This window comes from Roseateles rivi, from assembly GCF_043555845.1.
GTDB lineage: Bacteria > Pseudomonadota > Gammaproteobacteria > Burkholderiales > Burkholderiaceae_C > Roseateles > Roseateles rivi.
Genome location: NZ_JBIGHZ010000002.1, coordinates 699,884 through 723,004, shown reverse-complemented (window position 1 = coordinate 723,004; position 23,121 = coordinate 699,884). Strand labels below are relative to the sequence as shown.

The 23,121-nt window shown below is 64.1% G+C and carries 26 protein-coding genes; 10 read left to right on the top strand and 16 right to left on the bottom strand.

Annotation, left to right across the window (positions count from 1 at the left end):
• Nucleotides 1–194 precede the first annotated feature (194 nt).
• Nucleotides 195–1,976 (bottom strand): phosphoenolpyruvate--protein phosphotransferase, encoded by a 1,782-nt coding sequence (gene ptsP / locus ACG0Z6_RS07305; protein ID WP_394459968.1) that lies wholly within the window; start codon nt 1,974–1,976, stop codon nt 195–197.
• Nucleotides 1,977–2,122: 146 nt separating this feature from the next.
• Here ptsP and ACG0Z6_RS07300 point away from each other — a divergent pair, with 146 nt between their 5' ends.
• A complete protein-coding gene (locus ACG0Z6_RS07300) occupies nt 2,123–2,959 on the top strand; it encodes a GNAT family N-acetyltransferase (protein ID WP_394459998.1) in 837 nt (278 codons plus the stop codon).
• 20 nt (nt 2,960–2,979) lie between these two features.
• Here ACG0Z6_RS07300 and ACG0Z6_RS07295 read toward each other — a convergent pair whose 3' ends face one another.
• The 3 genes from ACG0Z6_RS07295 to ACG0Z6_RS07285 are packed head-to-tail and all read right to left on the bottom strand — an operon-like array spanning nt 2,980 to nt 4,147.
• Nucleotides 2,980–3,249 carry an HPr family phosphocarrier protein gene (locus tag ACG0Z6_RS07295; RefSeq protein WP_394459967.1) on the bottom strand — a complete coding sequence of 90 codons (270 nt, stop codon included), beginning with the start codon at nt 3,247–3,249 and terminating at the stop codon, nt 2,980–2,982.
• Nucleotides 3,246–3,653 (bottom strand): PTS sugar transporter subunit IIA, encoded by a 408-nt coding sequence (locus ACG0Z6_RS07290; RefSeq protein WP_394459965.1) that lies wholly within the window; start codon nt 3,651–3,653, stop codon nt 3,246–3,248. Before ACG0Z6_RS07290 ends, ACG0Z6_RS07295 begins: the two co-directional genes overlap by 4 nt.
• A gap of 29 nt (nt 3,654–3,682) precedes the next feature.
• On the bottom strand, nt 3,683–4,147 hold the full coding sequence (locus ACG0Z6_RS07285; RefSeq protein ID WP_394459963.1) for a hypothetical protein: 465 nt from the start codon (nt 4,145–4,147) through the stop codon (nt 3,683–3,685).
• Between the two features lie 174 nt (nt 4,148–4,321).
• Between ACG0Z6_RS07285 and ACG0Z6_RS07280 the strand changes: the two genes are divergently transcribed.
• The 3 genes from ACG0Z6_RS07280 (at nt 4,322) to ACG0Z6_RS07270 (ending at nt 7,396) form a co-directional block, all read left to right on the top strand.
• Nucleotides 4,322–5,590 carry a CaiB/BaiF CoA transferase family protein gene (locus ACG0Z6_RS07280; protein WP_394459961.1) on the top strand — a complete coding sequence of 423 codons (1,269 nt, stop codon included), beginning with the start codon at nt 4,322–4,324 and terminating at the stop codon, nt 5,588–5,590.
• 146 nt (nt 5,591–5,736) lie between these two features.
• Nucleotides 5,737–6,858 (top strand): hypothetical protein, encoded by a 1,122-nt coding sequence (locus tag ACG0Z6_RS07275; RefSeq protein ID WP_394459959.1) that lies wholly within the window; start codon nt 5,737–5,739, stop codon nt 6,856–6,858.
• A gap of 28 nt (nt 6,859–6,886) precedes the next feature.
• Nucleotides 6,887–7,396, top strand: a complete 510-nt coding sequence (locus ACG0Z6_RS07270; RefSeq protein ID WP_394459957.1) for a TlpA family protein disulfide reductase — start codon at nt 6,887–6,889, stop codon at nt 7,394–7,396.
• Nucleotides 7,397–7,408: 12 nt separating this feature from the next.
• Here ACG0Z6_RS07270 and lipA read toward each other — a convergent pair whose 3' ends face one another.
• From lipA to ACG0Z6_RS07225, 9 genes are all read right to left on the bottom strand, one after another.
• Entirely contained in the window at nt 7,409–8,398 is a 990-nt protein-coding gene (lipA, locus tag ACG0Z6_RS07265; RefSeq protein ID WP_394459955.1) for a lipoyl synthase, read from the bottom strand.
• 25 nt (nt 8,399–8,423) lie between these two features.
• Nucleotides 8,424–9,092 (bottom strand): lipoyl(octanoyl) transferase LipB, encoded by a 669-nt coding sequence (lipB, locus tag ACG0Z6_RS07260; RefSeq protein WP_394459953.1) that lies wholly within the window; start codon nt 9,090–9,092, stop codon nt 8,424–8,426.
• Between the two features lie 12 nt (nt 9,093–9,104).
• Nucleotides 9,105–9,383 (bottom strand): DUF493 family protein, encoded by a 279-nt coding sequence (locus ACG0Z6_RS07255; RefSeq protein WP_394459951.1) that lies wholly within the window; start codon nt 9,381–9,383, stop codon nt 9,105–9,107.
• A gap of 24 nt (nt 9,384–9,407) precedes the next feature.
• The gene (locus ACG0Z6_RS07250; RefSeq protein ID WP_394459950.1) at nt 9,408–10,286 is read right to left on the bottom strand and encodes an aminotransferase class IV; all 879 of its coding nucleotides are present in this window, start codon (nt 10,284–10,286) and stop codon (nt 9,408–9,410) included.
• 84 nt (nt 10,287–10,370) lie between these two features.
• Nucleotides 10,371–11,519: a D-alanyl-D-alanine carboxypeptidase family protein gene (locus ACG0Z6_RS07245; RefSeq protein ID WP_394459948.1), complete on the bottom strand. Its 1,149-nt coding sequence runs from the start codon at nt 11,517–11,519 to the stop codon at nt 10,371–10,373.
• Between the two features lie 17 nt (nt 11,520–11,536).
• The gene (locus ACG0Z6_RS07240; protein WP_394459946.1) at nt 11,537–12,172 is read right to left on the bottom strand and encodes an alpha/beta hydrolase; all 636 of its coding nucleotides are present in this window, start codon (nt 12,170–12,172) and stop codon (nt 11,537–11,539) included.
• Nucleotides 12,173–12,209: 37 nt separating this feature from the next.
• Nucleotides 12,210–12,536, bottom strand: a complete 327-nt coding sequence (locus tag ACG0Z6_RS07235) for a (2Fe-2S) ferredoxin domain-containing protein (protein ID WP_394459944.1) — start codon at nt 12,534–12,536, stop codon at nt 12,210–12,212.
• Between the two features lie 24 nt (nt 12,537–12,560).
• A complete protein-coding gene (locus ACG0Z6_RS07230) occupies nt 12,561–13,694 on the bottom strand; it encodes a VanZ family protein (RefSeq protein WP_394459942.1) in 1,134 nt (377 codons plus the stop codon).
• 2 nt (nt 13,695–13,696) lie between these two features.
• A complete protein-coding gene (locus ACG0Z6_RS07225) occupies nt 13,697–14,125 on the bottom strand; it encodes a CopD family protein (RefSeq protein ID WP_394459940.1) in 429 nt (142 codons plus the stop codon).
• A gap of 270 nt (nt 14,126–14,395) precedes the next feature.
• Between ACG0Z6_RS07225 and hemB the strand changes: the two genes are divergently transcribed.
• Together hemB and ACG0Z6_RS07215 are read left to right on the top strand one after the other, a co-directional pair.
• On the top strand, nt 14,396–15,400 hold the full coding sequence (gene hemB, locus ACG0Z6_RS07220) for a porphobilinogen synthase (RefSeq protein ID WP_394459938.1): 1,005 nt from the start codon (nt 14,396–14,398) through the stop codon (nt 15,398–15,400).
• On the top strand, nt 15,400–16,485 hold the full coding sequence (locus ACG0Z6_RS07215) for a magnesium transporter CorA family protein (RefSeq protein ID WP_394459936.1): 1,086 nt from the start codon (nt 15,400–15,402) through the stop codon (nt 16,483–16,485). The genes hemB and ACG0Z6_RS07215 overlap by 1 nt, the downstream gene beginning before the upstream one ends.
• 19 nt (nt 16,486–16,504) lie before the next feature.
• Here the strand turns inward: ACG0Z6_RS07215 and ybeY are convergent, their stop codons facing one another.
• Both ybeY and ACG0Z6_RS07205 read right to left on the bottom strand, forming a co-directional pair.
• On the bottom strand, nt 16,505–16,951 hold the full coding sequence (ybeY, locus tag ACG0Z6_RS07210) for an rRNA maturation RNase YbeY (protein WP_394459934.1): 447 nt from the start codon (nt 16,949–16,951) through the stop codon (nt 16,505–16,507).
• The gene (locus tag ACG0Z6_RS07205; protein ID WP_394459932.1) at nt 16,948–17,928 is read right to left on the bottom strand and encodes a PhoH family protein; all 981 of its coding nucleotides are present in this window, start codon (nt 17,926–17,928) and stop codon (nt 16,948–16,950) included. Before ACG0Z6_RS07205 ends, ybeY begins: the two co-directional genes overlap by 4 nt.
• Nucleotides 17,929–18,023: 95 nt before the next feature.
• Here ACG0Z6_RS07205 and ACG0Z6_RS07200 point away from each other — a divergent pair, with 95 nt between their 5' ends.
• The 4 genes from ACG0Z6_RS07200 (at nt 18,024) to ruvB (ending at nt 21,876) form a co-directional block, all read left to right on the top strand.
• Nucleotides 18,024–19,424: a sensor histidine kinase gene (locus ACG0Z6_RS07200; protein WP_394459930.1), complete on the top strand. Its 1,401-nt coding sequence runs from the start codon at nt 18,024–18,026 to the stop codon at nt 19,422–19,424.
• 107 nt (nt 19,425–19,531) lie between these two features.
• Nucleotides 19,532–20,185, top strand: a complete 654-nt coding sequence (locus tag ACG0Z6_RS07195; protein ID WP_394459929.1) for a response regulator — start codon at nt 19,532–19,534, stop codon at nt 20,183–20,185.
• 52 nt (nt 20,186–20,237) lie between these two features.
• Nucleotides 20,238–20,810, top strand: coding sequence for a Holliday junction branch migration protein RuvA (gene ruvA, locus ACG0Z6_RS07190; RefSeq protein ID WP_394459927.1), 573 nt, complete (start codon nt 20,238–20,240; stop codon nt 20,808–20,810).
• A gap of 7 nt (nt 20,811–20,817) precedes the next feature.
• Nucleotides 20,818–21,876, top strand: a complete 1,059-nt coding sequence (gene ruvB / locus ACG0Z6_RS07185) for a Holliday junction branch migration DNA helicase RuvB (RefSeq protein WP_394459924.1) — start codon at nt 20,818–20,820, stop codon at nt 21,874–21,876.
• 108 nt (nt 21,877–21,984) lie between these two features.
• On the opposite strand, the gene ACG0Z6_RS07180 is transcribed toward ruvB, so the two are convergent.
• Nucleotides 21,985–22,908, bottom strand: coding sequence for a porin (locus tag ACG0Z6_RS07180; RefSeq protein WP_394459922.1), 924 nt, complete (start codon nt 22,906–22,908; stop codon nt 21,985–21,987).
• Between the last annotated feature and the right edge of the window lie 213 nt (nt 22,909–23,121).

Sequence of the window (23,121 nt, the reverse complement as noted above, 5' to 3'; positions counted from 1 at the left end):
CAGTGATCAGCGAAGAGGCGAGATTTTGTCTCACCATCAACTTCTTGTCAAGCACTTTTTGAAAATTCTTTTTCAAAACTCGGCAGCTCTTGCAAACCACCTCTCGCCTGACCTTCCGTCAGCCGCCAAACACATCAGTGATCAGCGAAGACTTAGACTGTAGCACAGGCTGAGGAGGCTTTGAGGGCATATACCTACGCGCGTTCGCCAATCGCACCGAATGCGCTGGCATGAGCGAGGCAGCCGGCAGCCTCCTGCGGGGAGTCGCTTTGCAGCACCTGGGGCAAAACTTCCGCCAGACGCGCAGTGTCAGCGCGCAGGATGCGCTGCTTGACGGATGGGATTTGCGACGGGTGCATGGAGAACTGGGTCAGACCCATGGCCAGCAGCAGCTCAGTGAATGCGGTGTCACCGGCCATCTCGCCGCAGACGCTCACCGACTTGCCTGCTGCACGCGCTTGAGAGATGACCTGCGCGATGAGTTGCAGCACGGCTGGGTGCCAAGGGTCGTAGAGGTGCGCCACAGCCTCGTCGGCGCGATCAATGGCCAAGGTGTATTGAATCAGGTCATTGGTGCCGATGGACACAAAGTCGACTTGGCGCAGCAGCAGCGGCAGCATCAGGGCGGCGGCTGGCACTTCAATCATGACGCCGAGTTCGATATTGGTGGCCAGAATGCCTTCGTCGGCGAGCTGCTGGCGCACGCTGCGAATGGCTTCTTGTATCTGACGCACTTCAGACAAGTGCGCCACCATGGGGATAAGCACGCGCACTTTGCCAAAGGCGCTGGCCCTGAAGATGGCTCGCAGCTGTTGGCGAAACATATGGGGCTCGGCCAGGCTCCAGCGAATGGCGCGCAATCCCATGGCGGGATTGAGGGTGTGCTCGTGGCGCAGCTCAGCCAGCGTCAGACGTTCGAGTGGCTTGTCGGCGCCAACATCCACGGTGCGAATGGTGACGGGAAGGCCTTGCATGCCCTCCACGGCTGTCTTGTAGGCGCGGAACTGTTCTTCCTCGTCAGGCAAGCGGCCGCCGCGGTTCATGAAAAGGAACTCAGTACGAAATAGCCCTACACCGGTGGCGCCTGCGGCCAAGGCTGTCGAGGCGTCGTCGGGCAGTTCGATATTGGCGTGCAAGTCAATGCGCACGCTATCGAGGGTGATGGCCGGTGTGTGCCGCAGGCGCGCCAAACGTGCGCGCTCAAGCTCGGCTTGGCGCTGCCGGAACCGATATTCCTCCAGGATGATGGGGGACGGGTTGACGATGACCACGCCCGCATCACCGTCGATGACGACCCAATCGTCTTGCTGGATCAGGCGCGAGGCCTCGCGCGTGCCGACCACGGCAGGGATGTCCATGCTGCGCGCCACGATGGCAGTGTGCGAGGTCTTGCCGCCGATGTCGGTGATAAAGCCTTGGAAGACGCTGCGTTTGAACTGGATCATGTCTGCCGGAGAGATGTCCGCAGAGACCAGCAGCAGCGGGTCTTCGCCCGCAAAGTCGCGCTCGGCCACACCCAATGCACCGGCGTTGTTCTCGTCCGTCAAGGCCGAGAGGATGCGCTCCACGACTTGTTCCAAGTCGGCCTTGCGCTCGCGGAGGTAGTCGTCCTCCATCTCGTCAAACTGGCGCGCCAACACCTCCAGCTGCGCAGACAGGGCCCATTCGGCGTTGTAGTGCCGCTCGGAAATCCACTGCTGGGCAGCGCCGATGAGTGCATCGTCTTGCAGCAGCATGAGGTGAACATCCAGCAAGGCTGCGAGCTCATGCGGCGCATCGTCGGGGAGTTCGTTCTTGAGCGTCTCGAGCTCATGGACCACCGCATCGCGTCCGGCCTCGAGGCGGCGACGCTCAGGATCGACATCGTTGGCGGCAATGAAATAGTGGGCGACGTCCACGCGGCTGGACGCCACCAACACGGCGCGCCCGATCGCGACACCCTTGGATACGGCAATGCCAAAGACTTGGAAGCTCATGCGAAGCAAATGTAGCAGCGCGCTGCACCCACTTCCGCCCCGCCTCGCTGTCAAGCGAGGGGATGTCATCAAGCGGTCATGACTCAGACATGGGGAAGTCACGCAGTGAGCCGAACATGCCCAGCACTATGACCAGTGAGGCCTCCATGCGGGATGTTCCGACTCCGACCTTCGCACTGCACGACTTGCCCTCCACCCCTCGAGCCTTGGGCGCATTTGGGCGTCTCAGCCGCCCCCAAAAGGGCACGAGCGGATGGCGCGTGGACTGGGCACAAAGCGAGGCTGACGTCCGGCTCGCGCAGCGGCTGCGCTACCGCGTCTTTGCCGAAGAACTGGGAGCCCGACTGAGCCCCCCACCCAACACGCCTGCGGGCTTGGATGTTGACACCTTCGACCCCTTTTGCGAGCACCTGCTGGTGCGCTTGGAAGACGAAGACGGCAAGCCCGGAGAAGTGATTGGCACCTACCGCGTGCTGACCCCGGCAGCAGCCAAACGCGCTGGCGGCATGTACAGCGAAACAGAGTTCGACCTGACGCGCCTGCGCGCCATGCGTGGCAGCTTGGCGGAGCTGGGGCGCTCTTGTGTGCACCCGGACTACCGCCACGGCGGTGTGATCCTGGCGCTGTGGAGTGCCTTGGCTTCCTTCATGCAACGCAACCAGCTCGAGGCCATGTTGGGCTGCGCGAGCATGAGCATGCGCGATGGCGGCCACATGGCAGCCAGCGTGTGGACCCGACTCAAAGACAGCCATCTGGCGCCAATTGAAAGCCAGGTGCGACCGCGCCTGCCGCTGCCAGTCGAAGCCCTGCAGCAAAACCTGCAGGTCGACCCGCCAGCCTTGATCAAAGGCTATTTGCGCTGCGGCGCCAAGATTTTGGGCGCTCCGGCCTGGGACCCCGACTTCAACACCGCCGATCTGCCCATGATGCTGCGGCTCAAAGACCTGCCAGCGTCTTACCGGCGCCACCTGCTGGCGCCCTGATCGAACTTAGATGGCGAGGGCTACTGGCCTTCGCCAAACTTGTCGTTCACCAAGTCGGTGAGCGCCTGAGTGGCCAGCGCTTCGTCCTCGCCCTCGACTTCCAGCTCAATCTGCGTGCCCATGCCCGCAGCCAGCATCATCACCCCCATGATGCTTTTGGCATTGACGCGCCGACCGGCACGGGTCAAAAACACCTCGGACTTGAAGCTGCCCGCAAGTTTGGTGAGCTTGGCCGAGGCGCGCGCATGCAGGCCCAGTTTGTTGCTGATGAGTAGTGTGGTCTTGATCATGGCAAAGAGGGTGAGGCCGCCTGTGCCGCATCGATGCCCCGATGTCCGCCTTCGGACGCGCGCGTCCACAACTCATCCAGCGAGAGACCTCGATAGCAAAGCGTGCGCCACAACATCGGCACGTTGACGCCGGAAAGCACCCTCACGCGCGGGTGGGTCTGGGTGGCCAGCTGCAGTGCGGCATTGCAGGGCGTGGCGCCGAACACATCGCACAACACCAGCCATTCGTCCTGAGGCACCGAGGCCATCAGTGCGGCAGCGGCAGCAGCCACCTCGTGAACATCCTGCTGAGGCAAGACATCCAGGGCCATCAGGTCCAGTGTGCACTCCGGATAGGTGTGCTGGGCCACTGACTTGAGCGCCGTCGCCATGGGGGCGTGGCAGAGGAGAAGCAATCCGGACATGGCACTCATTATCTGCGCGCCAGCGACCCTCAGCTGCGGGGCAGCACGCGCAGTGCGCCGCCGAAATGCAACCAGTGCTCACGAGCCTGCTCCCAGTCGCTCCCGCCCAGCAGGGTCACTTGGTAGACACGCAGGCCATAGGCAAAGCTGGCCACGGCGGCAAACGCCTCGCCCTGGGCTGGACCTGGCTGTGCTCTCAATTCCCATTGCAGGGCTTGCTCATGAGGTGTCGCGCCAGCCACCTCAAATGGACGACGACGCTCGGGCGCGCGGTGCAGCTTGTCGCTGAAGGCCTGGCGCACGGCTGCCAGCGCTTCTGGAACCCGCCGAGGGTCGTCCAAATCCACCCACGACACGCTGAAACGTTGTCCTTGCTGCTCGCAGCTGAGCAAGCCCATCGCGACCGACCGACCACCCGGCGCGGGCAGGGTTTGTGTGGCCAAATCCGGTCGACAGGGAAAGGCCAGATGCAGGCCTGCCGCCGAGGAATCCATCTCCCGCCAATCCAGCGGCGCACTACAAGCAAGCAGCACGCAAGCTGTTGCAAGTGCACCAAACCGGCGCAGCGGGTAGACCAGTTCGGTAAATTTCCTCAGAGATTGCATGGTTTGCACAAGCCGGTTTTGCAGGAATTGTCCCGACACGGGCCTGCCGCCCACAATGTTGGCATGAACACGACTGCCGCTGCCTCCTCACTTCCCCCTGGCGCCCTCGCGGGCGTGCGCGTGCTTGACCTCTCCCGTGTGCTGGCCGGCCCTTGGTGCACCCAAACGCTGGCAGATCTGGGTGCAGATGTGATCAAGATCGAGCGCCCTCCCACCGCACGCCACCCAGGCGGGGATGACACCCGGCGCTGGGGCCCGCCCTACCTAAAGGACGACGCGGGCACTGACACCACCGAAGCCGCCTACTTTCTGGGCACCAATCGCAACAAGCGCTCGGTGGCCATTGACCTCGCCCACCCCGAGGGTCAGGCCCTGATCAAACAACTGGCGCTGCAGGCCGATGTGCTGGTAGAAAACTTCAAAGTGGGCGATTTGGCGCGCTATGGCCTGGGGCCCGAAGACATGGCACAGATTCACCCGCGATTGGTGTACTGCTCCATCACCGGCTATGGGCAAGACGGCCCCTACCGCGAACGGGCTGGCTACGACTACGCCATCCAGGGTCTGGGTGGACTGATGAGCGTGACGGGGGAGCGTGACGACCTGCCCGGCGGTGGCCCGCAAAAAGTGGGCGTGGCCGTGGCCGATCTGTTCACGGGCATGTACGCCACGGTGGCCATCTTGGCCGCACTGCGCCACCGCGACCTCACCGGGCAAGGGCAGGCCATCGACATGGCGCTGCTGGATGCTCAAGTGGCCATGCTGGCCAATTTGAGCGCCAACTACCTGTGCTCGGGCCAAGCGCCCAAGCGCATGGGCAACGCCCACCCCAACATCGTGCCCTACCAGGTGTTCCAGGCCTCAGACGGGTTCTTCATCGTCGCGGTGGGCAACGATGGGCAGTTCGCCAAGCTCTGTGAACTGGTGGGCCACCCGGAATGGGCCATCGACCCGCGTTTTGCCACCAACAGCGCGCGCGTGAAGCACCGCGATGAGCTGACCCCCATGCTCGCGGCCGTGTTTCCCGCCCACCCGCGCCAGCACTGGCTCGAGGCCATGCACGCGGCGCAAGTGCCGGGCAACCCCATCCAGGATTTGCAAGAGCTGTTTGAAGACCCCCACGTGCAGGCGCGCGGCCTGGTCGAGCACATCCCCCACCCCTTGAGCGATCAGCTCAAACTGGTGGGCAGCCCGATCAAGCTTTCGCAAACACCAACCCGCACGCACCGCGCACCACCCCTGCTGGGCCAACACACCGATGAGGTGCTGCACGCGCTGGGTCACGCGCCTGAGCAAATCGAGCGCTGGCGCCGCGACGGCGTGGTGGGGTAGAGCGAGCCGCAACGGTCGACGCTGTGAAAAGTTCACGCGCCCCGCCACGAACAGCGCTCAGCCCCCTTTGCTAGGGATGGACTCCAAGCGCCTGACCCTCAAGGATGAGGGAATTGATGTGCCAACGCCTTGCACCTACCCCGCCCATGAGTTTTCTTGACCCCACCCAAACCAAGGCCGTCCCTGACGCCCAGAGCCGTTGGGCCGAAACCCGTTGGGGCGGCTTGATCCAGCAACTCGGGCAAGAGGTTGCCTCCCCGTTGGGTGACGCACTTGAACGCATCCAGCACATGGTGCAGACCGGCAAGATCGACCGGCGCGGCCTGCAGGCCCTCAAAGCCGATGTACGCCGGGCTCGCGAAGCTGGGCGCGTAGGTCAACAACTGGGGCGCTTGGCCTGTGGACGGCTGCCCGTGAGCCATGACACGGTCAACCTGCAACCCCTGGTGAAGTCCGTGCTTGATCAGCGCGACGCCGAGTACCGCGCAGCAGGCATTGTGGTGACCGAGCATTTGCAACCGCTCAGTGTGGATAGCGATGGAGCACGGCTCTACGACCTGCTGCACACCGCCATGGATTGGCTGCTGCCACGTTGCCGCTCGCACCTTGAGGTGAGGCTGGAGCAGGACCCGATGGCTGGGTGCGCGCGACTGCACTGGACTTACGCCCCACAAGTTGGCGCCGAGGCTGACGCCAGCCAAGGCGGCCCTGGCGCGCCCATCGTTTGGCATTTGCTCGACTACACGACGCGCGCCCTGGGCATCCCACTACAGCACCAACGCGAAGGCATGCGGCTGCGCTTGACGCTGAGTTTTGAACACCTGGTCGCAGCCCCGCTGTTGGAGCCCGACAGCGGACTGGCGCCCTGGGACGCCCCCAGTTCGGCCCACGCCAAGCCACTGGCGGGATGCCAGGTGCTGGTGGTCAGTGCCAACGACAGCGTGCGTGCCAACATCGCCGCCGTGGGCACCGCGATGGGCTTGATCATTGATTGCGTGGCAGACATGAACGAAGCGCAGAGCTTCTGCGCTGATGGTCTGCCTCACGCCATCGTCTACGACGCAGCGCAGCGACAGCCCCCCTTTGACGTTCTGCGCCATCGCTTGCTGAGCGAGGCCTCCGGCCTGTGTTTCATTGAAATTTCAGACCAAGATCGGCCTTCGCAACTCTCCACGGCAGCAACCGACAGGATTGCGCGGCTGAGCAGTCTGCGCCTGGCCGACGCACTGCCGGCCATGCTGCTGTTCGAGCTCTCACGCGCCCTCTAAGCCCAAGCCCCACACCTACACTAGCGGCATGAAGCTGTCACCTTGGATGATGCGCGCCGCTGCGGTGGCGGCCCTGCTCTTGGCCGCTGGAGGGCTTTACTGGTCGCTCAACGAGCGCCCACAAGCCCCCGCAGTCACCTACACCCTGCTCGACGGCAGCCGCCACAGCTCGGCAGACTGGGCCGGCAAGGTGGTGCTGGTGAACTTCTGGGCCACCTCCTGCAGCTCCTGCGTGGCCGAAATGCCCGAGCTCAAAGCCACCTACCAGCGCTTCAAAACACGCGGCTTTGACACCGTGGCCGTGGCCATGAGTTACGACCCGCCGGCCTATGTGTCGCAGTTTGCGCAAAGCCGCCAACTGCCTTTTGGCGTGGCCATCGACAACACCGGCGAGGTGGCCAAGAGCTTTGGCAAGGTGCAGCTCACACCCACCACCTTTGTCATCGACAAAAAAGGCCGCATCGTGAGCCGCTATGTGGGGCCGCCGGACTTTGCGGCCCTGCACCAGCAGATCGAACGTCTGCTCAGCGAGGGCTGATGCTCCGGGGCCTCAGGCCCCCACCACGCCCGCGTGCTCGGCCTGCTTGTCCGCGTGGTAGCTGCTGCGCACCATGGCACCCACGGCGGCATGGCTGAAGCCCATCTTGTAGGCCTCGGCCTCGAACATCTTGAAGGTGTCGGGGTGCACATAGCGGCGCACCGGCAGGTGGTGGCCGCTGGGCGCGAGGTATTGGCCGATGGTCAGCATGTCGATGTTGTGCTCGCGCATGTCGCGCATGACCTGGAGGATTTCCTCGTCAGTCTCACCCAAGCCCACCATGATGCCGCTCTTGGTGGGCACGCCGGGCACTTCTTCCTTGAAGCGCTTGAGCAGGTTCAGGCTGAACTGGTAGTCCGAACCCGGACGCGCCTCTTTGTACAGACGCGGTGCGGTTTCGAGGTTGTGGTTCATCACATCGGGCGGTGCGGCCTTGAGGATGTCCAGCGCGCGGTCCATGCGGCCGCGGAAATCAGGCACCAGCACCTCGATCTGGGTCTGGGGGCTGAGCTCGCGCACCTTGGTGATGCAGGCCGCAAAGTGGCCCGCGCCACCGTCACGCAAATCGTCACGGTCCACGCTGGTGATGACCACGTACTTGAGCTTGAGCGCCGCAATGGTCTTGGCCAGATTCTCGGGTTCGTTCACATCCAGCGGATCGGGGCGGCCGTGGCCCACATCGCAAAACGGGCAGCGGCGCGTGCACTTGTCGCCCATGATCATGAAGGTGGCCGTGCCCTTGCCGAAGCACTCGCCGATATTGGGGCAGGACGCTTCCTCGCAGACCGTGTGCAGCTTGTGCTCGCGCAGGATTTCCTTGATCTCGTAAAAGCGCGTGCTTGGTGAGCCGGCCTTGACGCGAATCCACTCCGGCTTTTTGAGCGTTTCCGCCGGAACGATCTTGATGGGGATGCGCGCCGTTTTGGCTTGCGACTTTTGCTTAGCAGTGGCGTCGTAGTCGGCGCCGCTCTTGGCTTCGTGGGTGGTGTTCTGGGTGGACATGGCGCGCATGCTGCCAGGAAGGCACTCAGGGCGTCAGCAAGGCCTGCAGGCGCTCACCCAGCCGCTGCGCCACTTCCGGCCAATCGGTCAAAACCCCAAGTGTAGCGAGGTCCACCGTCTCCAGCCCGGCATAACCGCATGGATGGATACCTCTGTAGGGTGCTAAATCCATGGCCACATTCAATGCCAGCCCGTGGTAAGTGCAGTGGCGCGAGACCTTGATGCCCAGCGCCGCAATCTTGCCCAAGCCCGCAAAGGGGTCGTCCGGGCGCGCCGGGCCGCTGAGACGCGCATGGGCGCTGGGGTCTTGCAAGCGCACATAAATGCCCGGCGCACCCGCCACACGCAGGCCGGTGACGCCATAGCCCGCCAGGGTTTGGATCACGGCCGTCTCCAGCCGGAACACATACTCTTTGACAAAAATACCCTGGCGCTTGAGGTCCAGCAGCGGGTAAGCCACCACCTGTCCAGGCCCGTGATAGGTCACCTGCCCGCCACGGTTGGTCTGCACCACCGGAATGCTGCCGGGCTGCAGCACATGCTGGGCTTGGCCGGCTAGACCTTGCGTGTAGGTGGGCGGGTGCTCGCACAGCCAGAGTTCATCGGGCGTGTCCGCAGCGCGTGCTTCGGTGAAGGCGCGCATGGCCGCTTCAGTCGGCGCGTAGTCCACACGCCCCAGGGTGCGTATCAGCATGGCGGCAGCCGCTCAGAGCACCACTTTGACCATGGGGTGCGTGGTCAGGGTGCGGTAGAGCTCGTCGAGTTGCTCGCGGCTGGTGGCGGTGATGGTCAGCGTCAGACCGAGGTAGTTGCCCGCTTTGCTGGGGCGCTGCTCGATGGTGGCGGCGTCGAATTCGGGGTCGAAGTTGCGCGCCACGGCGGCCATGGCTTCGACAAAGCCCTCCACGCGCGCGCCCATGACTTTGATGGGAAAGCGCGAGGGGTATTCAATCAGCGAGGCTTCGGGGGGGATGTGTGGGTTCATGAAGGTGTGAATTCAAACAGGCGCTCACAACAGCGGCTGGCGTTTGTGCTGTTGGTAGGCCTCGTACAAACGGGCGTAAACGGGGCCGGGCTTGCCGCGCAAAGCGCCGTGGCCCACCGGCTCGCCGTCCAGGGTGGTGACCGCCAAAACTTCTTTGGTGGCGGAGCTCAACAGCACCTCGTCGGCGGTGGCGAGTTCGCGCTCGGGAATGGGGCGGCGGTTGAAGCCCAGGTGCAGTTCCTCGCACAACTCAGCCAGCAGCTCGACGCGCACGCCTTCGAGCAAGTGGTGGCTGGCGGGCGGGCCGATCAGGGCGCCGTCTTGAACAATCCAGACATTGCTGGACGAGGCCTCGGTGAGGTAGCCCTCGCGCACCATGATGGTTTCGTAAGCGCCCTGGTCCACCGACATCTGCCGCGCCAGCACATTGCCCAGCATGGAGATGCTTTTGATGTCGCCGCGCTCCCAGCGGAAATCGCGCGCGGTCACGCAGCTCACGCCGCGATGGCGCACTTCGCTGGGCACGGTCGGAAAGGGCATGGCGTAGGCGAACACCGTGGGCGGCACGTCGATGGGCATGGCGTGCTGGCGCATCGCCACGCCGCGCGTGACCTGCACATAGAGGCATTGATCGGCATGGTCTGGCAGCCGTGCCACCAAGCCGTGCAGCAAGGCCGCCCAGCCCGCGCGGCCCAAGGGATCGTTGAGACGCGCCGCCGCCAGGCTGCGCGCCAAACGGGCCAGGTGCGCCTCCAGGCGAAAGGGCCGCCGGGCATAGACCGGGACGACGTCATAGACGCCATCGCCAAAAAGAAAGCCCCGGTCCATGACCGAGACCTGGGCGCACCCCAGGGTGGTTTCTTGGCCGTTGAGCACGCAAGGCAGGTCGGTCCAGGTCGTCATCAGACGCTCCTCAACTACATCCGCATGCTGCACTGTACGCCCCTCAAGCGCGGCTGACCATGCCAGAGCGCACGCGCTATGGGCTTACTGAATCCACAGCCGCATGGCGTCCCAGGCGCGGCCGACGATGCCTGCCAGCGGCACAGCCTCTTGCACCACCAGCGGCACTTCGGCCACAGGAGCGCCCGCGGCGTTGCGCACCTTGAGCGTGCCCACGCGCTGGCCTTGCGCCAGCGGCGCGACCAGCGGGTCGGTGCGCTGCACCTCGGTTTGCAGCTTGCTGCCCTCGCCGCGCGGCACGGTCACGTAGATGGCACCCAGCGCGCCGAGCTTGGCCTGGTCTGCGGAGCCCTTCCAGACCTTGACCTGGGTGACGGCTTGGCCCTTGTCGAAGAGGCGCACGGAATCAAAGGCGGCGTAGCCCCAGTTCAGCAGCTTCTGGCTTTCGTTGGCGCGGGCTTCTTTGGAGGCCGTGCCCATGACGACGCTGAGCAAGCGGCGCTTGCCGTTGGGGAAGTCACGCTGGGCGCTGGCCACGAGGCAATAGCCCGCGGCATCGGTGTAGCCCGTCTTCATGCCGTCCACGCTGGCATCGCGCCCCAGCAGCAGGTTGCGGTTGTGCTGGCGGATTTTGTTGAAGGTGTATTCGCGCTGCGAGTAGTAGCGGTAGTACTCGGGGAAATCAAGAATGATGCGCGTGGCAATGACGGACAGATCGCGCGCGCTGCTCTTGTGCCCGGGCTCAGTCAGGCCGGTGACGTTGCTAAAGCGCGTGTTCTTCAGGCCCCAGGCCTGGGCTTGGCGGTTCATCATGCTGACAAACTGCTCCACCGTGCCGCCCACGGCCTCGGCCAGCGCCACGGTGGCGTCGTTGCCCGACTGCACGATCATGCCCTTGAGCAGCTCGTCCACCTTGGGGCGCATGGTGGTGTCGATGAACATCAGCGAGGGGTCGCCCTTGCGCTCATCCCACGCGCGCTGCGACACCGCCACGGGCTGCTCCAGCGTCAAGCGCTTTTCTTTGAGCGCGTTGAAGACCAGGTAGGCCGTCATGAGCTTGGTCAGCGAAGCGGGGTCGTTGGGCACATCGGCGTCACGCTGCGCCAGCAGCTGGTTGGAGCTGAGGTCCACCAGCACATAGCTGCGCGCCGCCACTTCCGGTGGCAGCGGCGCCTGGGCCCAAAGGCTGGAAGCCAGCGCCAGGCTGACCACGGAGACAAGTACTCGTTTCATACGTCTGTGAAGCAGTCTCAAGAGATTGACGCTGCCGTGTGCCAACTGCGCACGACCAGCGTTTTGAGCAGCGGCAGCTGCCCGTGGAAAAAATGTCCGACCCCCGGCACCACCGTCACAGGCAGGGCCTGTGGGCGGGCCCAGTCCAGCACCGCAGAGAGCGGCACCACATCGTCGACTTCGCCGTGAATGACCACGCTGTCTGCGGCCACGGTGGTCATGCCAAAGCGGCTGGCCGCCGGGCCCACCAGGCACAGGCGTTCCACCGCAACACCCTCGGCCGCCAGGCGTTGCGCAGCATGGCTGCACACATAGCCGCCGAAGGAAAACCCCGCCAGCGCCAGCGGCAGCCCCTCTTGGCGAAAGGCCTGAGCCACGGCCACAGCGTCGTCCACCTCACCCCGGCCTTCGTCCCAACTGCCCTCAGAGCCCCCCACGCCACGGAAGTTAAAGCGCACCGCCCGGTAGCCCAGCTGCACAAAGGCCCGCGCCAGCGTCTGCGCCACTTTGTTGTCCAGCGTGCCGCCCTGAGTAGGGTTGGGGTGGCAAATCACGGCCACGCCGCGCAGGGGCATGCCGGTGGGTTCATCAACAGCACAAGCCAGCGCTCCGGCTGGCCCAGGCAGCATCTGCCTCAAGGTCTGGGCATTCATCGCAGTGTTGTTTGGAGATGGGAGGGGCGAACGGCGCTCAGCGCCCGACGCTGTCGGGCAGCACCAGACGCTCGACCACGCGGCCTTGTTGCAGGTGCTGATCGACGATCTCGTCGATGTCGGCCTGGTCCACAAAGGTGTACCACACGGCCTCGGGGTAGACCACCGCCACCGGCCCGCCAGCGCAGCGGTCCAGGCAACCGGCCTTGTTCACGCGCACACCGCCTTTGCCTGCCAGCGCCAGCGCTTTCACGCGCGCCTTGCAATGGTCAAAAGCGCTCTGAGCCGCCAGCTGCGCACAGCAAGCCTCGCCGTTGTCGCGTTGATTGAGGCAGAAAAAGATGTGGCGCTGGTAATAGCTCATGCGCCAGATTGTAGGCGTCGCGCTTCAGGGGCGCGAAGCGGTCTGGGCACGGGACTCAGCCTGCGTCACGCCCCACATCAACCACGTCAGCGCCGCAAACGGCCAGCACAAACCCAGCCACTGCGCCAGCCCATACATATTGACAAAGCGCCCCTGCTCCCAGGCCTGCATGGTCTGGCGCAAAAACGGGTCGGCCGGCGCCTGGCTGACCAAGGCAATCAGCGCCGACAAGCTCACCAGCCCCCAGGCCGCACAAGCACGGCGCGACAGACAGGCTGCCACCAGGGCCAAGGCCCCACCCAGCGCAAAGCCCGGCCAGACCGTGGGCGTCACCCAGGCCCAGGCGTGCTCCGGACCAAAGTTGAAGAGCGCCGCAGCCAACAGCCCGCCCAGCCCCAAGCCCATCAAGACCGCCACCAGCAAGCCGCGCCGCCAGCCGCGCCGCGCCACCGACAGCACCAGCAAACAAGGCGAGAGCAGCCCCAGCGCGGTGGTGAGCAACTCCAGCTCCGGCGGCCAAGCCAGGGGCACGGCCTCCAGCGCCGCTTCGCCAGCACTCGCCAAGGCCCAGGGCGTGTCCTGCAAAGCCAGCACCACCAGCGGCTGCAGACGCGGCAACAAATAGCCCACACCCAGCGGCACCGCTGTGGGAAAGAGCAAGGCCAGCGGCCACAGCGCCACCAGGGCCAGCGCGCCAGCGCTGTCGGGCACAAACCAGCGCTCGCGCCAGCCTTCCCAGGGTGCCAACCAGCCCAACCTTGCCACCGAGCAACCCACCACCATGCCCAACGCAGCACCGGTGCAATTGAGCACCCAGTCGGCACTTGAAGGCACGCGCCGCGGCAAGGCGTGCTGCAGCACCTCCATGCTCAAGGACAGCAGGCACAGCCCCAGCGCTGCCAGAACATAGGCCGCCCAGTGCCGCACGGCACTGCGCGCCAGCGCCACAGCCAGCAGCAATCCCAGCGGGAAATAGCCCACGGCATTGGCCCAGACGTCAAAACGCCCCCAATAACGCGGCCAGGGCAAATAAATCAGATTCGGCCAACCCAAGCCGGGCGGCCAATTCCAGGGCACAAAGGGGTAGAGGCTGGCGTAGACCACCAGCGCGGCATAGGCAGCAGCCAGCCAGGTTGCAGAGCTGCGCCGCCTCGTCATGATCAGAAGGGCTTGACCACGACCAACACCACGATGCCCGCAAAGATGAACACGGAAACCTCGTTGAAGACGCGGAACCAGCGGTGCGAGCGCTGCGGCACTTGGCGCTCAAAGCCGCGCAGGAAGCGGCGGCACACGTGGTGATAGCCCACGGCGGCCAGCACCAGCGTCAATTTGGCGTGCATCCAGCCGTTGCCAGGACCCCGGCCAATGCCATAGCCCAGCCACAGATACAGCCCCAACCCCAGGGCCAGCAGCATGAGGCCGGTGCTGAATTTGTAGAGCTTGCGCCCCATCAGCAGCAGGCGCTCGCGCTCGGCCACGCTGTCGGCCGGCACCTGGGCCAAATTGACCAAGATGCGCGGCAAATAGAACAGGCCGGCAAACCATGCGGCCACGAAGACGATGTGGAAGGCCTTGATCCAGAGCATGCGTCATTATCCCGCCCAGACAGGGCTGGGCACTGCTGCGTCAAATCAGGATACGCTCACGCGCCGGGCAAAAAAAACCCCGGCAATCACTGCCGGGGTGGTAAAGCCTTACCGCTGTCATCACGTTAAGGCTCCTGCTCAGGGAGGAAAAGCAGGGAATGACCACCCATCGGGCTATCATTCAGAATCAAGTTTAACAGAAGTGTCGTCTTTGCAAGTTTGAGCACCCAGCCCACCCCATATTTACGGGGTATCCACTGTCGCTTCAGCATGTTCCATATTCCACCCTTCCCCACCAGTCGCCCACGCCGCCTGCGCCGCGATGCATTCACCCGAAATCTAGTCAGAGAGCATCATCTGCGCCCATCTGACTTGATCTTGCCGGTATTCATTCACGAGGACAGCACCCCCCACGCCATTGATTCCATGCCTGGCGTGTCGCGCCTACCGCTGGATCACCTGCTGCGCACGGCGGAGGAAGCGGTGGCGCTGGGAATTCCGGTACTGGCACTGTTCCCAGCGATAGACCCAAAGCTCAAGACGGTCGACGGCGCCGAGGCCTTCAACCCAGAAGGCCTCATCCCCCGTGCGGTGCGCGCCCTCAAAGCGCGTTTTCCGCAGCTGGGTGTGCTCACCGATGTGGCGCTAGACCCCTACACCAGCCATGGTCAGGACGGTTTGCCGGACGACACCGGCTACCTGCTCAACGACGCCACGGTGGAGCTGCTGGTGCGCCAAGCCCTCACACAAGCAGAAGCGGGCACCGATATGGTGGGCCCCAGCGACATGATGGACGGCCGCATTGGCGCCATCCGGCGCGCACTGGACAGTGCGGGCCACATCCACACGCGCATCATGGCCTACAGCGTCAAGTACGCCAGCAGCTTCTATGGCCCTTTCCGCGACGCGGTGGGCTCCAAGGGCGCGCTGGGCAAGGCTGACAAAAACACCTATTACGTCGACCCTGGCAATAGCGACGAAGCCTTGCGCGAAGTGGCGCAGGACTTGGCCGAAGGCGCAGACATGGTCATGGTCAAACCCGGCATGCCTTACCTGGATGTGGTGCAGCGCGTGAAGTCGCAGTTTCACGTACCGACCTTCGCCTACCAAGTCAGCGGCGAGTACGCCATGATCCAAGCCGCCGCCGCCCAAGGCTGGCTCAACCGCGATGCGGTGATGATGGAGTCTCTGCTGGCCTTCAAGCGCGCGGGAGCCGACGGCATCCTGAGCTACTTCGCACTGGACGCCGCACGGCTGCTCAAGCAACAGAGCTGATGCGCGTCTTACACATCACCGATCAGCACCTGGCGGAACTCAGCGAACTGCCCGACGCCCTGCCCGCGGGCGGCTTTGTCTGGGTGGGTCTGACGCGCCAGGAGCTCAGCGAGTGCCTGCCCTCGGTGCAGGGCTGGCTCATGCGCCAGGGCTGCGGCGCGGTGATGGAGCTGCACGTCTCCGATTTGCTCAACCCCCAGCTGCCTTCGCATTTCGACACCACCAGCCTCTACGACATCCTGGTCTTTCGCCGCCTGGCGACGGCGCAAACGCAGGCAAGTGCCGAGCCCGACGCTGTGACGCACGAGCACCTGGAGCGGCGCATGGACACCAGCCCGGTGGGCATGGTGGCTTTCGATCGGGTGCTGCTGTCTGTCCACCCGCAGGACTGTCTGGTGCGCGACTACTTCGCCGCCAAGATCGAGGCGCTGCAAAACCAGCACGATGTGCGCGGGGTGAGCCGCATGCCGTCGAGCCCGGCGGACCTGATGCTGCGCATGGTCAACCACATGGTCGACAGCTATCTGGACCTGCGCCGCGTGCTCACGCGGGATCTGACGGCGCTGCAACATGTGCTGCTCAATCCGCGCGGCCAATTCCGCAACTGGAACCTGCTGCTGGCCGCACGCGATGCGCTACACCGGCTGGAAGAACTGTGTGAGGACCAGCGCAGCGCCGTGCAAGAGTGGCTGGACGCCATGAGCGAGTGGCCCGTGGGCGACGAGGGCTCGGAGCGCGAGCGCGAACTGCTGCGGCTGCGCTCACGCGATGTGATCGAGCATGTCGAGCGCGTACTCAGCCATGTGCGGCGCTTGGAGAGCACCACGGAGTCGGCCATTCAGATGCACTTCTCACTCACGGGCGAGCGCACCAACAACATCATGCGCACGCTCACGGTGCTGACAGCCATCTTCCTGCCGCTGAACCTCATCACCGGGGTTTTTGGCATGAACTTCGACGCTCTGCCCCTGATCCACAGCGCCGTGGGCTTTTGGATTGCCGCTGCCCTCATGGGCGGCGTGGCCGTGACGCTGGGTTGGTATTTCTGGCGCAAACGCTACCTGGGCACGCAACAACCGCGCTGAAGGGCGCAAGCCGGCAGCTTCAGCGCGCCGCGTAGGGGTCGGCAAAGCCCAGGGCCAGCAGAATCTCGCTCTCGCGCGATTCCATCAGCTCAGCTTCGTCGTCCTCTTCATGGTCATAGCCCTGGGCGTGCAGCACGCCATGCACCAGCATGTGGGCGTAGTGCTCGGCCACGTCCAGGCCCTGCTGTTGGGCCTCCTGCTCCACCACTTCGGCGCAGATCACCAAGTCCGCCACCACCACGGGCTCGTGGCTGTAGTCGAAGGTCAGCACATTGGTGGCGTAGTCTTTGGCGCGGAACTCGTGGTTGAGGGCGCGGCCTTCTTGCGCATCAACAATGCGCACGGTGATCTCGCCCGGCAGCTCCAGCGCCGCACGCATCCAGCGCAGCACCTTGTGGCGCGGCAGCAGGGCTTTGTGCCGAGGGTCGGCAAACTGCAGCGACAAACTCAGATCCGGGCGGCTCATGGGGCACTCCCTTCTTGCGCGTCACGCGCCGTCTGTCTGGCCTCGTAGGCGGCGACGATGCGTGCCACCAGCGGGTGGCGCACCACGTCTGCCGGCGTGAAGTGCGTCATGGCCACGCCGGGCACGCCTTGCAGCACGCGCTGCGCATCCACCAAGCCGCTGGTGGTGCCACGCGGCAGGTCCACCTGACTGACATCGCCCGTGACCACGCATTTGCTGCCAAAGCCCATGCGCGTGAGAAACATCTTCATCTGCTCGGGCGTGGTGTTTTGGGCTTCGTCCAGAATCACAAAGGCGTGGTTGAGCGTGCGCCCGCGCATGAAAGCCAGCGGGGCAATTTCCAGCAGGCCTTTTTCGAAGGCCTTGGTGACGCGGTCAAAACCCATGAGGTCGTACAGCGCGTCGTACAGCGGGCGCAGATAGGGGTCGACCTTTTGCGCCAAATCGCCCGGCAAAAAGCCCAGGCGCTCACCAGCCTCCACGGCTGGGCGCGTGAGGATGACGCGCTGCACGCTGGAGCGCTCGAGCGCGTCCACCGCGCAGGCCACCGCCAAAAAGGTTTTGCCCGTGCCTGCCGGGCCAATGCCAAAACTGATGTCGTGGCTCAGGATCTGGCGCAGGTACTGGTGCTGGTTGGGCGTGCGGCCCGCCAAATCCGCACGGCGGGTGTGCAGCGCCACGGCAGGCGCGGTCTCAGCACCGTCGGCAGGCACTGGGCTCAAGCCCCCGGCTTCCACCAAGGACAGCTGCAATTGCTCGGCGGTGACAGGGCGTGAAGCCAGGCCGTAGAGCTTGTCCAACAAGGCCACAGCGCGCTGCACCGCTTCTTTGGCGCCCTCGATTCGGAAGTTTTCTGAACGCCTGCTGATGCGCACGGTCAGTGCAGCTTCAATGTGGCGGAGATGCGCGTCCATGGCGCCGCACAAATGCGCCAGCCGCTGGTTGTCGCATGGTGCGAAGGTGTGTCTGTATATCAAGTGGTAGGTGCCCAGGGCTTTTTCACGTCACCCCCCATTTTCGCGCGGGTTGCCGCACACCGTGAAACCAAAGGGCTACTGCACAATCTGCGGCCATGACCACTCCCTGGGACCGTCGTGCCCCGACGCTTTGGTTCGTCCTGCTCCTGCTGGCCGCCTACCTGTCTTGGCATTCAGCTGCGGCAGCGGCTACGGCAGAGGCAAATTGGCTGCAAGCCCCACCGGGCGCGGGGTCTGCCAGCGCCCGGTTGACCCTGTTCTCGCAGGCCCTGCTGCTGGGGCTGGGCATTGCGCTGGTGGTGCTCAACCGCGGACGCAACGCTACGGGACAGACACCCTGGTTGGTGATCTCGCTGTGCGGTTGGGTAATGCTGCCCTACCTCTACCACCTGCCCTGGTTTTTGCCTGCGCTCAACACCTTCGGCACCACCGCAGTAGGCTACGCCTGCCTGCGCTACATCTTGATCGAGGCCCGCATTCAGGCCTCAACCACGTTGTGGCTGCTGACAGCACAAGTCCTCATTGCCTGCTTGCAGGTGACGGTGTGGCCCGACTCGGCGCCCACCTGGGTGTGGATCGTCGGCATCGAATTGTTGCTGGCGCAAACTTGGCTGGTGGTACAGCGCTGGCGTGCTTTGCAGCTGCTGGAACGCGACTGGCCCTTGCCGCGCATCGAAGCCGCACTGCAAGTCCTGACCTTGTTGCTGGGGTTGCTGGGGCTGTGCATCCACCCCTGGCAGCCCAGTTTGGCCGTGGTGTTGGCGTCCTTGGCCATCCTCACGCAATGCAGTTTGCAGATCTACCGCATTGGGCAAAGCCTGCAAGTCGCGGAGTACCAGCGCGTGCAGGCCGAACTGCGCCTGCAAGAGCGCATTGCTGAGGTCGAGCAGTACTACAGCCAGCAGGCTGAGACACGGCTGGAGCAGGTGACGGAGCGCGAGCGCAAGCGCATCGCAGCTGACTTGCATGACGACCTCGGCGCCAAGCTGCTCACCATCGTGCACACCAGTGACTCCGAGCGCATCTCCACACTGGCGCGTGAGGCGCTGGAGGAGATGCGCTTGTCCGTGCGTGGGCTCACCGGGCGCCCGGTGCAGCTCATGGACGCCATCGGCGATTGGCGCGCCGAAGTGGTGTCGCGCCTGGCGCAAGCCAATATCAATGCGGAGTGGAAGTCCCCTGCCGAGGAGGTTCAGCACACCTACCCGGCACGGGCCTATGTACAAACCACTCGCATCATCCGCGAAGCAGTGAGCAACATCATCAAGCACAGTGCCGCCACCAACTGCGTGGTCACCTGCGGCGTGCAGGCGGGCTACTTCAGCGTGGTCATCAAAGACAACGGCCAAGGCATTGCCATGGACGTGGAAGGCCGCCTGGACCGTGGCCACGGCATGGCCAGCATGAAGGCGCGAGCCAAACAACTGCTGGGGCAATGCTTGGTGGAGTCCGCCGTCGGCCGTGGAACCGTGATCCGCCTCACGGTACCGCTGTAATTGTTGGCAACCCAAGTACTCAGGGGATGGTGCTTTGAGCGGTTCGACGCTACTGTCGGCGGCAAGTGTCTCTACGCATCAACGGGCGCCACACCGCCCGCCGCCTTATGAACCATATTTTGTTGTTGGAAGACATCCCGGAAATTCGGGCCTGGCTCAAGGCACTGATTCGGCAGGTCTTCGCCAATGCTGTCATCACGGAATGCTCTCGAGTGCAGGACGCCCTGCTGCAGGTCAACTCTCAGCGCTTCACGCTGGCATTGCTGGATCTGGGTCTACCTGACGGCTCCGGTGTTGACGTCGTGGCTGCGTTGCGTGAGAAGCAGCCGGAGGTCCAGTCCGTGATCGTCACCATCCACGACGACGACGAACACCTCTTCCCCGCCCTGCAGGCCGGCGCTTTTGGCTATTTGCTCAAAGAGCAGTCTCGCGAGCTGCTGGTGGAGCACTTGCAGCGCATCAGCCAGGGTGAGCCGCCACTGTCGCCATCCATCGCGCGCAAAGTCATCGCCTACTTCGCCTCGCAGCGCCGCCCGCAGGCCACAGTGCCACTGCACGAGGTGTCGCTCACCGACCGCGAGTCCGAAGTGCTGCTGCGTGTGGCCAAGGGCTTCACGCTGCCAGAGATTGGCGTGCAGCTGGGCCTGTCGCGCCACACCATTGCCGACTATGTGAAGCAGATCTACCGCAAGCTCAACGTGAGTTCGCGCGCAGAAGCCGCACTGGAGGCTCAGCGACTGGGTCTCTTCAGCCGCAACTGAAGCCGCCACACACGGCCATGGGTCCGCCACGCCGCACGGATAATGTGGCCCCATGATCGGCAGACTCACAGGCGTCATCGCGGAGAAATCGCCCCCGCAACTCCTCATCGACGTGCAGGGCGTTGGCTACGAGGTCGACGTCCCGATGAGTACCTTCTGCAATCTGCCCAGTCTGGGTGAGCGCACCACCTTGCTCACCCATATGGTGGTGCGCGAGGACGCGCAGCTGCTCTACGGCTTTTTGACCAGCGGCGAGCGCGATACCTTCCGTCTGCTGATCAAAATCAGCGGCGTGGGGGCCCGCACCGCACTGGCCATTCTCTCGGGCCTGCAAGTCAGCGAGCTGGCCCAGGCCGTTGCCCAGCAAGAAGCTGGGCGCCTCGTCAAAGTGCCCGGCATTGGCAAGAAGACCGCCGAGCGCCTGCTGTTGGAACTCAAAGGCAAGCTGGGCCCCGACCTGGGCCTGCCCCAACACCCCACCAGCGACCACCACGCCGACATCCTCCAGGCCCTGCTGGCCCTGGGCTATAGCGACAAGGAAGCCGCCGCTGTCCTCAAAACCCTGCCTGCCGAGGTTAGCGTGAGCGATGGCATCAAGCTGGCCCTCAAAAACCTGAGCCGCTGAGCCCCCCATGAGCATCCAAACCGATGACTTCGGCAAAACCGCCCCCCGGGTGGTCGCCGCCGCCACCAGCTCACCCCAGGAAGAGGCGCTGGAGCGCGCCCTGCGCCCCAAACAGTTGGACGACTATGTCGGCCAGACCAAGGCGCGTGAACAGCTGGAAATCTTCATCGGCGCGGCCAAGAAGCGCAACGAGGCCCTGGACCACGTGCTGCTGTTTGGCCCCCCAGGGCTGGGCAAGACCACGCTATCGCACATCATTGCGGCCGAGCTGGGCGTGAACCTGCGCCAAACCAGCGGCCCCGTACTTGAAAAGCCCAAAGACCTGGCCGCCATCCTGACCAATCTCGAGAAGAACGATGTGCTGTTCATCGACGAGATTCACCGCCTCTCGCCCGTGGTCGAGGAAATCCTCTACCCCGCGCTGGAGGACTACCAGATCGACATCATGATTGGCGAGGGCCCCGCCGCACGCTCCATCAAGCTCGATCTCCAGCCCTTCACCCTGGTGGGCGCCACCACGCGCGCAGGCATGCTCACCAACCCGCTGCGCGACCGCTTCGGCATCGTGGCGCGCCTGGAGTTCTACTCCGACGAAGAGCTGCAGCGCATCGTCACCCGCTCCGCGCAGCTGCTGAATGCGGCTATTGCCCCTGAAGGCGCGCTGGAAATTGCACGGCGCTCCCGCGGCACCCCACGCATTGCCAACCGGCTGCTACGCCGCGTGCGCGACTACGCCGAGGTCAAGGGCGATGGGCTCATCAGCAAGCTCATCGCCGACAAAGCCCTGGCCATGCTGGACGTGGACCCACGCGGCTTTGACCTCATGGACCGCAAGCTGCTCGAAGCCGTGGTGCACCGTTTCGATGGCGGGCCGGTGGGCTTGGACAATGTGGCCGCAGCCATCGGCGAAGAGAGCGGCACCATCGAAGACGTGATTGAGCCCTACCTCATCCAGCAAGGCTTTTTGCAGCGCACCCCGCGCGGGCGCATCGCCACGCTGGCCGCTTACCGCCACCTCGGCGTCACGCCACCAGCCAAAACCAGCGGCACCTTGTTCGACGAATAAGGACCGCCCACGCGCAGCACCAAGCAGCCCGCGCTATTCATACACCCAAAGAAAAAGCGGCCCGAAGGCCGCCTTTGCTGAACGAAAGGGCACCAGGCCCTTGGTCGATCAGAAGTTGTGACGCACGCCCACAGCCAGGGAGCTGAAGTCGTGTGCATTCTTCTTGGCGTTGATTTCCGTCAGGAAGGCGTACAACTTGGTGCGCTTGCTCAGGTTGTAGTTGTAGCCCAGGGTCAGCTGAGTGGGCTTGGAGCCATAGCTGGCAAAGTCGTTGGTACCGGAGCTCACGCCGTAGTTGATGTGGAACTCGGAAGCGTCCAGGGTGTACATGCCCGACAGACGAACCACCTTGCGCTTGGAACCACCCACAGACTCCTGCTGGTAGTAGCCGCCGAAGGTGAAGGCACCCAACTCGTACAGACCACGCAGGGCCCACTGGTTGGCGTTGTCTTGCTTGCTGTAGCCAGCACCCAGGTGCAGAGCGCCCAGATCGTAGTTCAGGGCCGCATCCAGACCACGCTTCTCTTGGCCTTCGCCCAGATGGATAGCCACTTCACCGGTCACACCAGCGATGGTGGGCAGGAAGTAACCGATCTTGTTGGTCTCGGTGAAGCCGGCACCAGAGTACAGCGCGTCGGACGACGTGCCGGTATCGTGGTTATGCAGGGACACGTAGTCGGCCGTGGCGAAGTAGGAGCCAGGGGTCCAACGGCCCAGACGCACAGCGCCGAAGTCGCCGGCCAGCTGGATGCTGGCTTGGCGGTTCCAGAACGCGGTGTTGGTTTGCTTGCCGGTATCGGCATCAAAGCCATGCTCCAGCTCGAAGCTAGCCTTCAGGCCGCCACCGAGGTCTTCCACGCCCTTGAGGCCCAGGCGCGAACGGTTGTCTTGCACCACAACCTTGCGGTCGCCCGTGCCTTCCTTCTGGCTTTCCACCGAGGTATTCACACGGCCCCACAGGGTGACGGAGCTTTGAGCAAATGCAGGTGCGGCGAGGGCAGCAACAGCAGCAGCAATAGCGAGCTTTTTCATTTTTGGAACCTTTTCAAAAGGGTTGTCAGCCCATACAAGCGTGCGCGTTCAATGCACATTTGTGCGCCTGATGGATCGATTCAGTATAGAGACGGCATCTGCCTCGGCCTGCATGGCGACGCGTATTTGCAACACCCCCGTCTCTGGGGCGCGCATCGCGGGGGGCGACGCACCGGACCCCGTCTCCACCGAGGGGCGCTGCGATACTGCCGC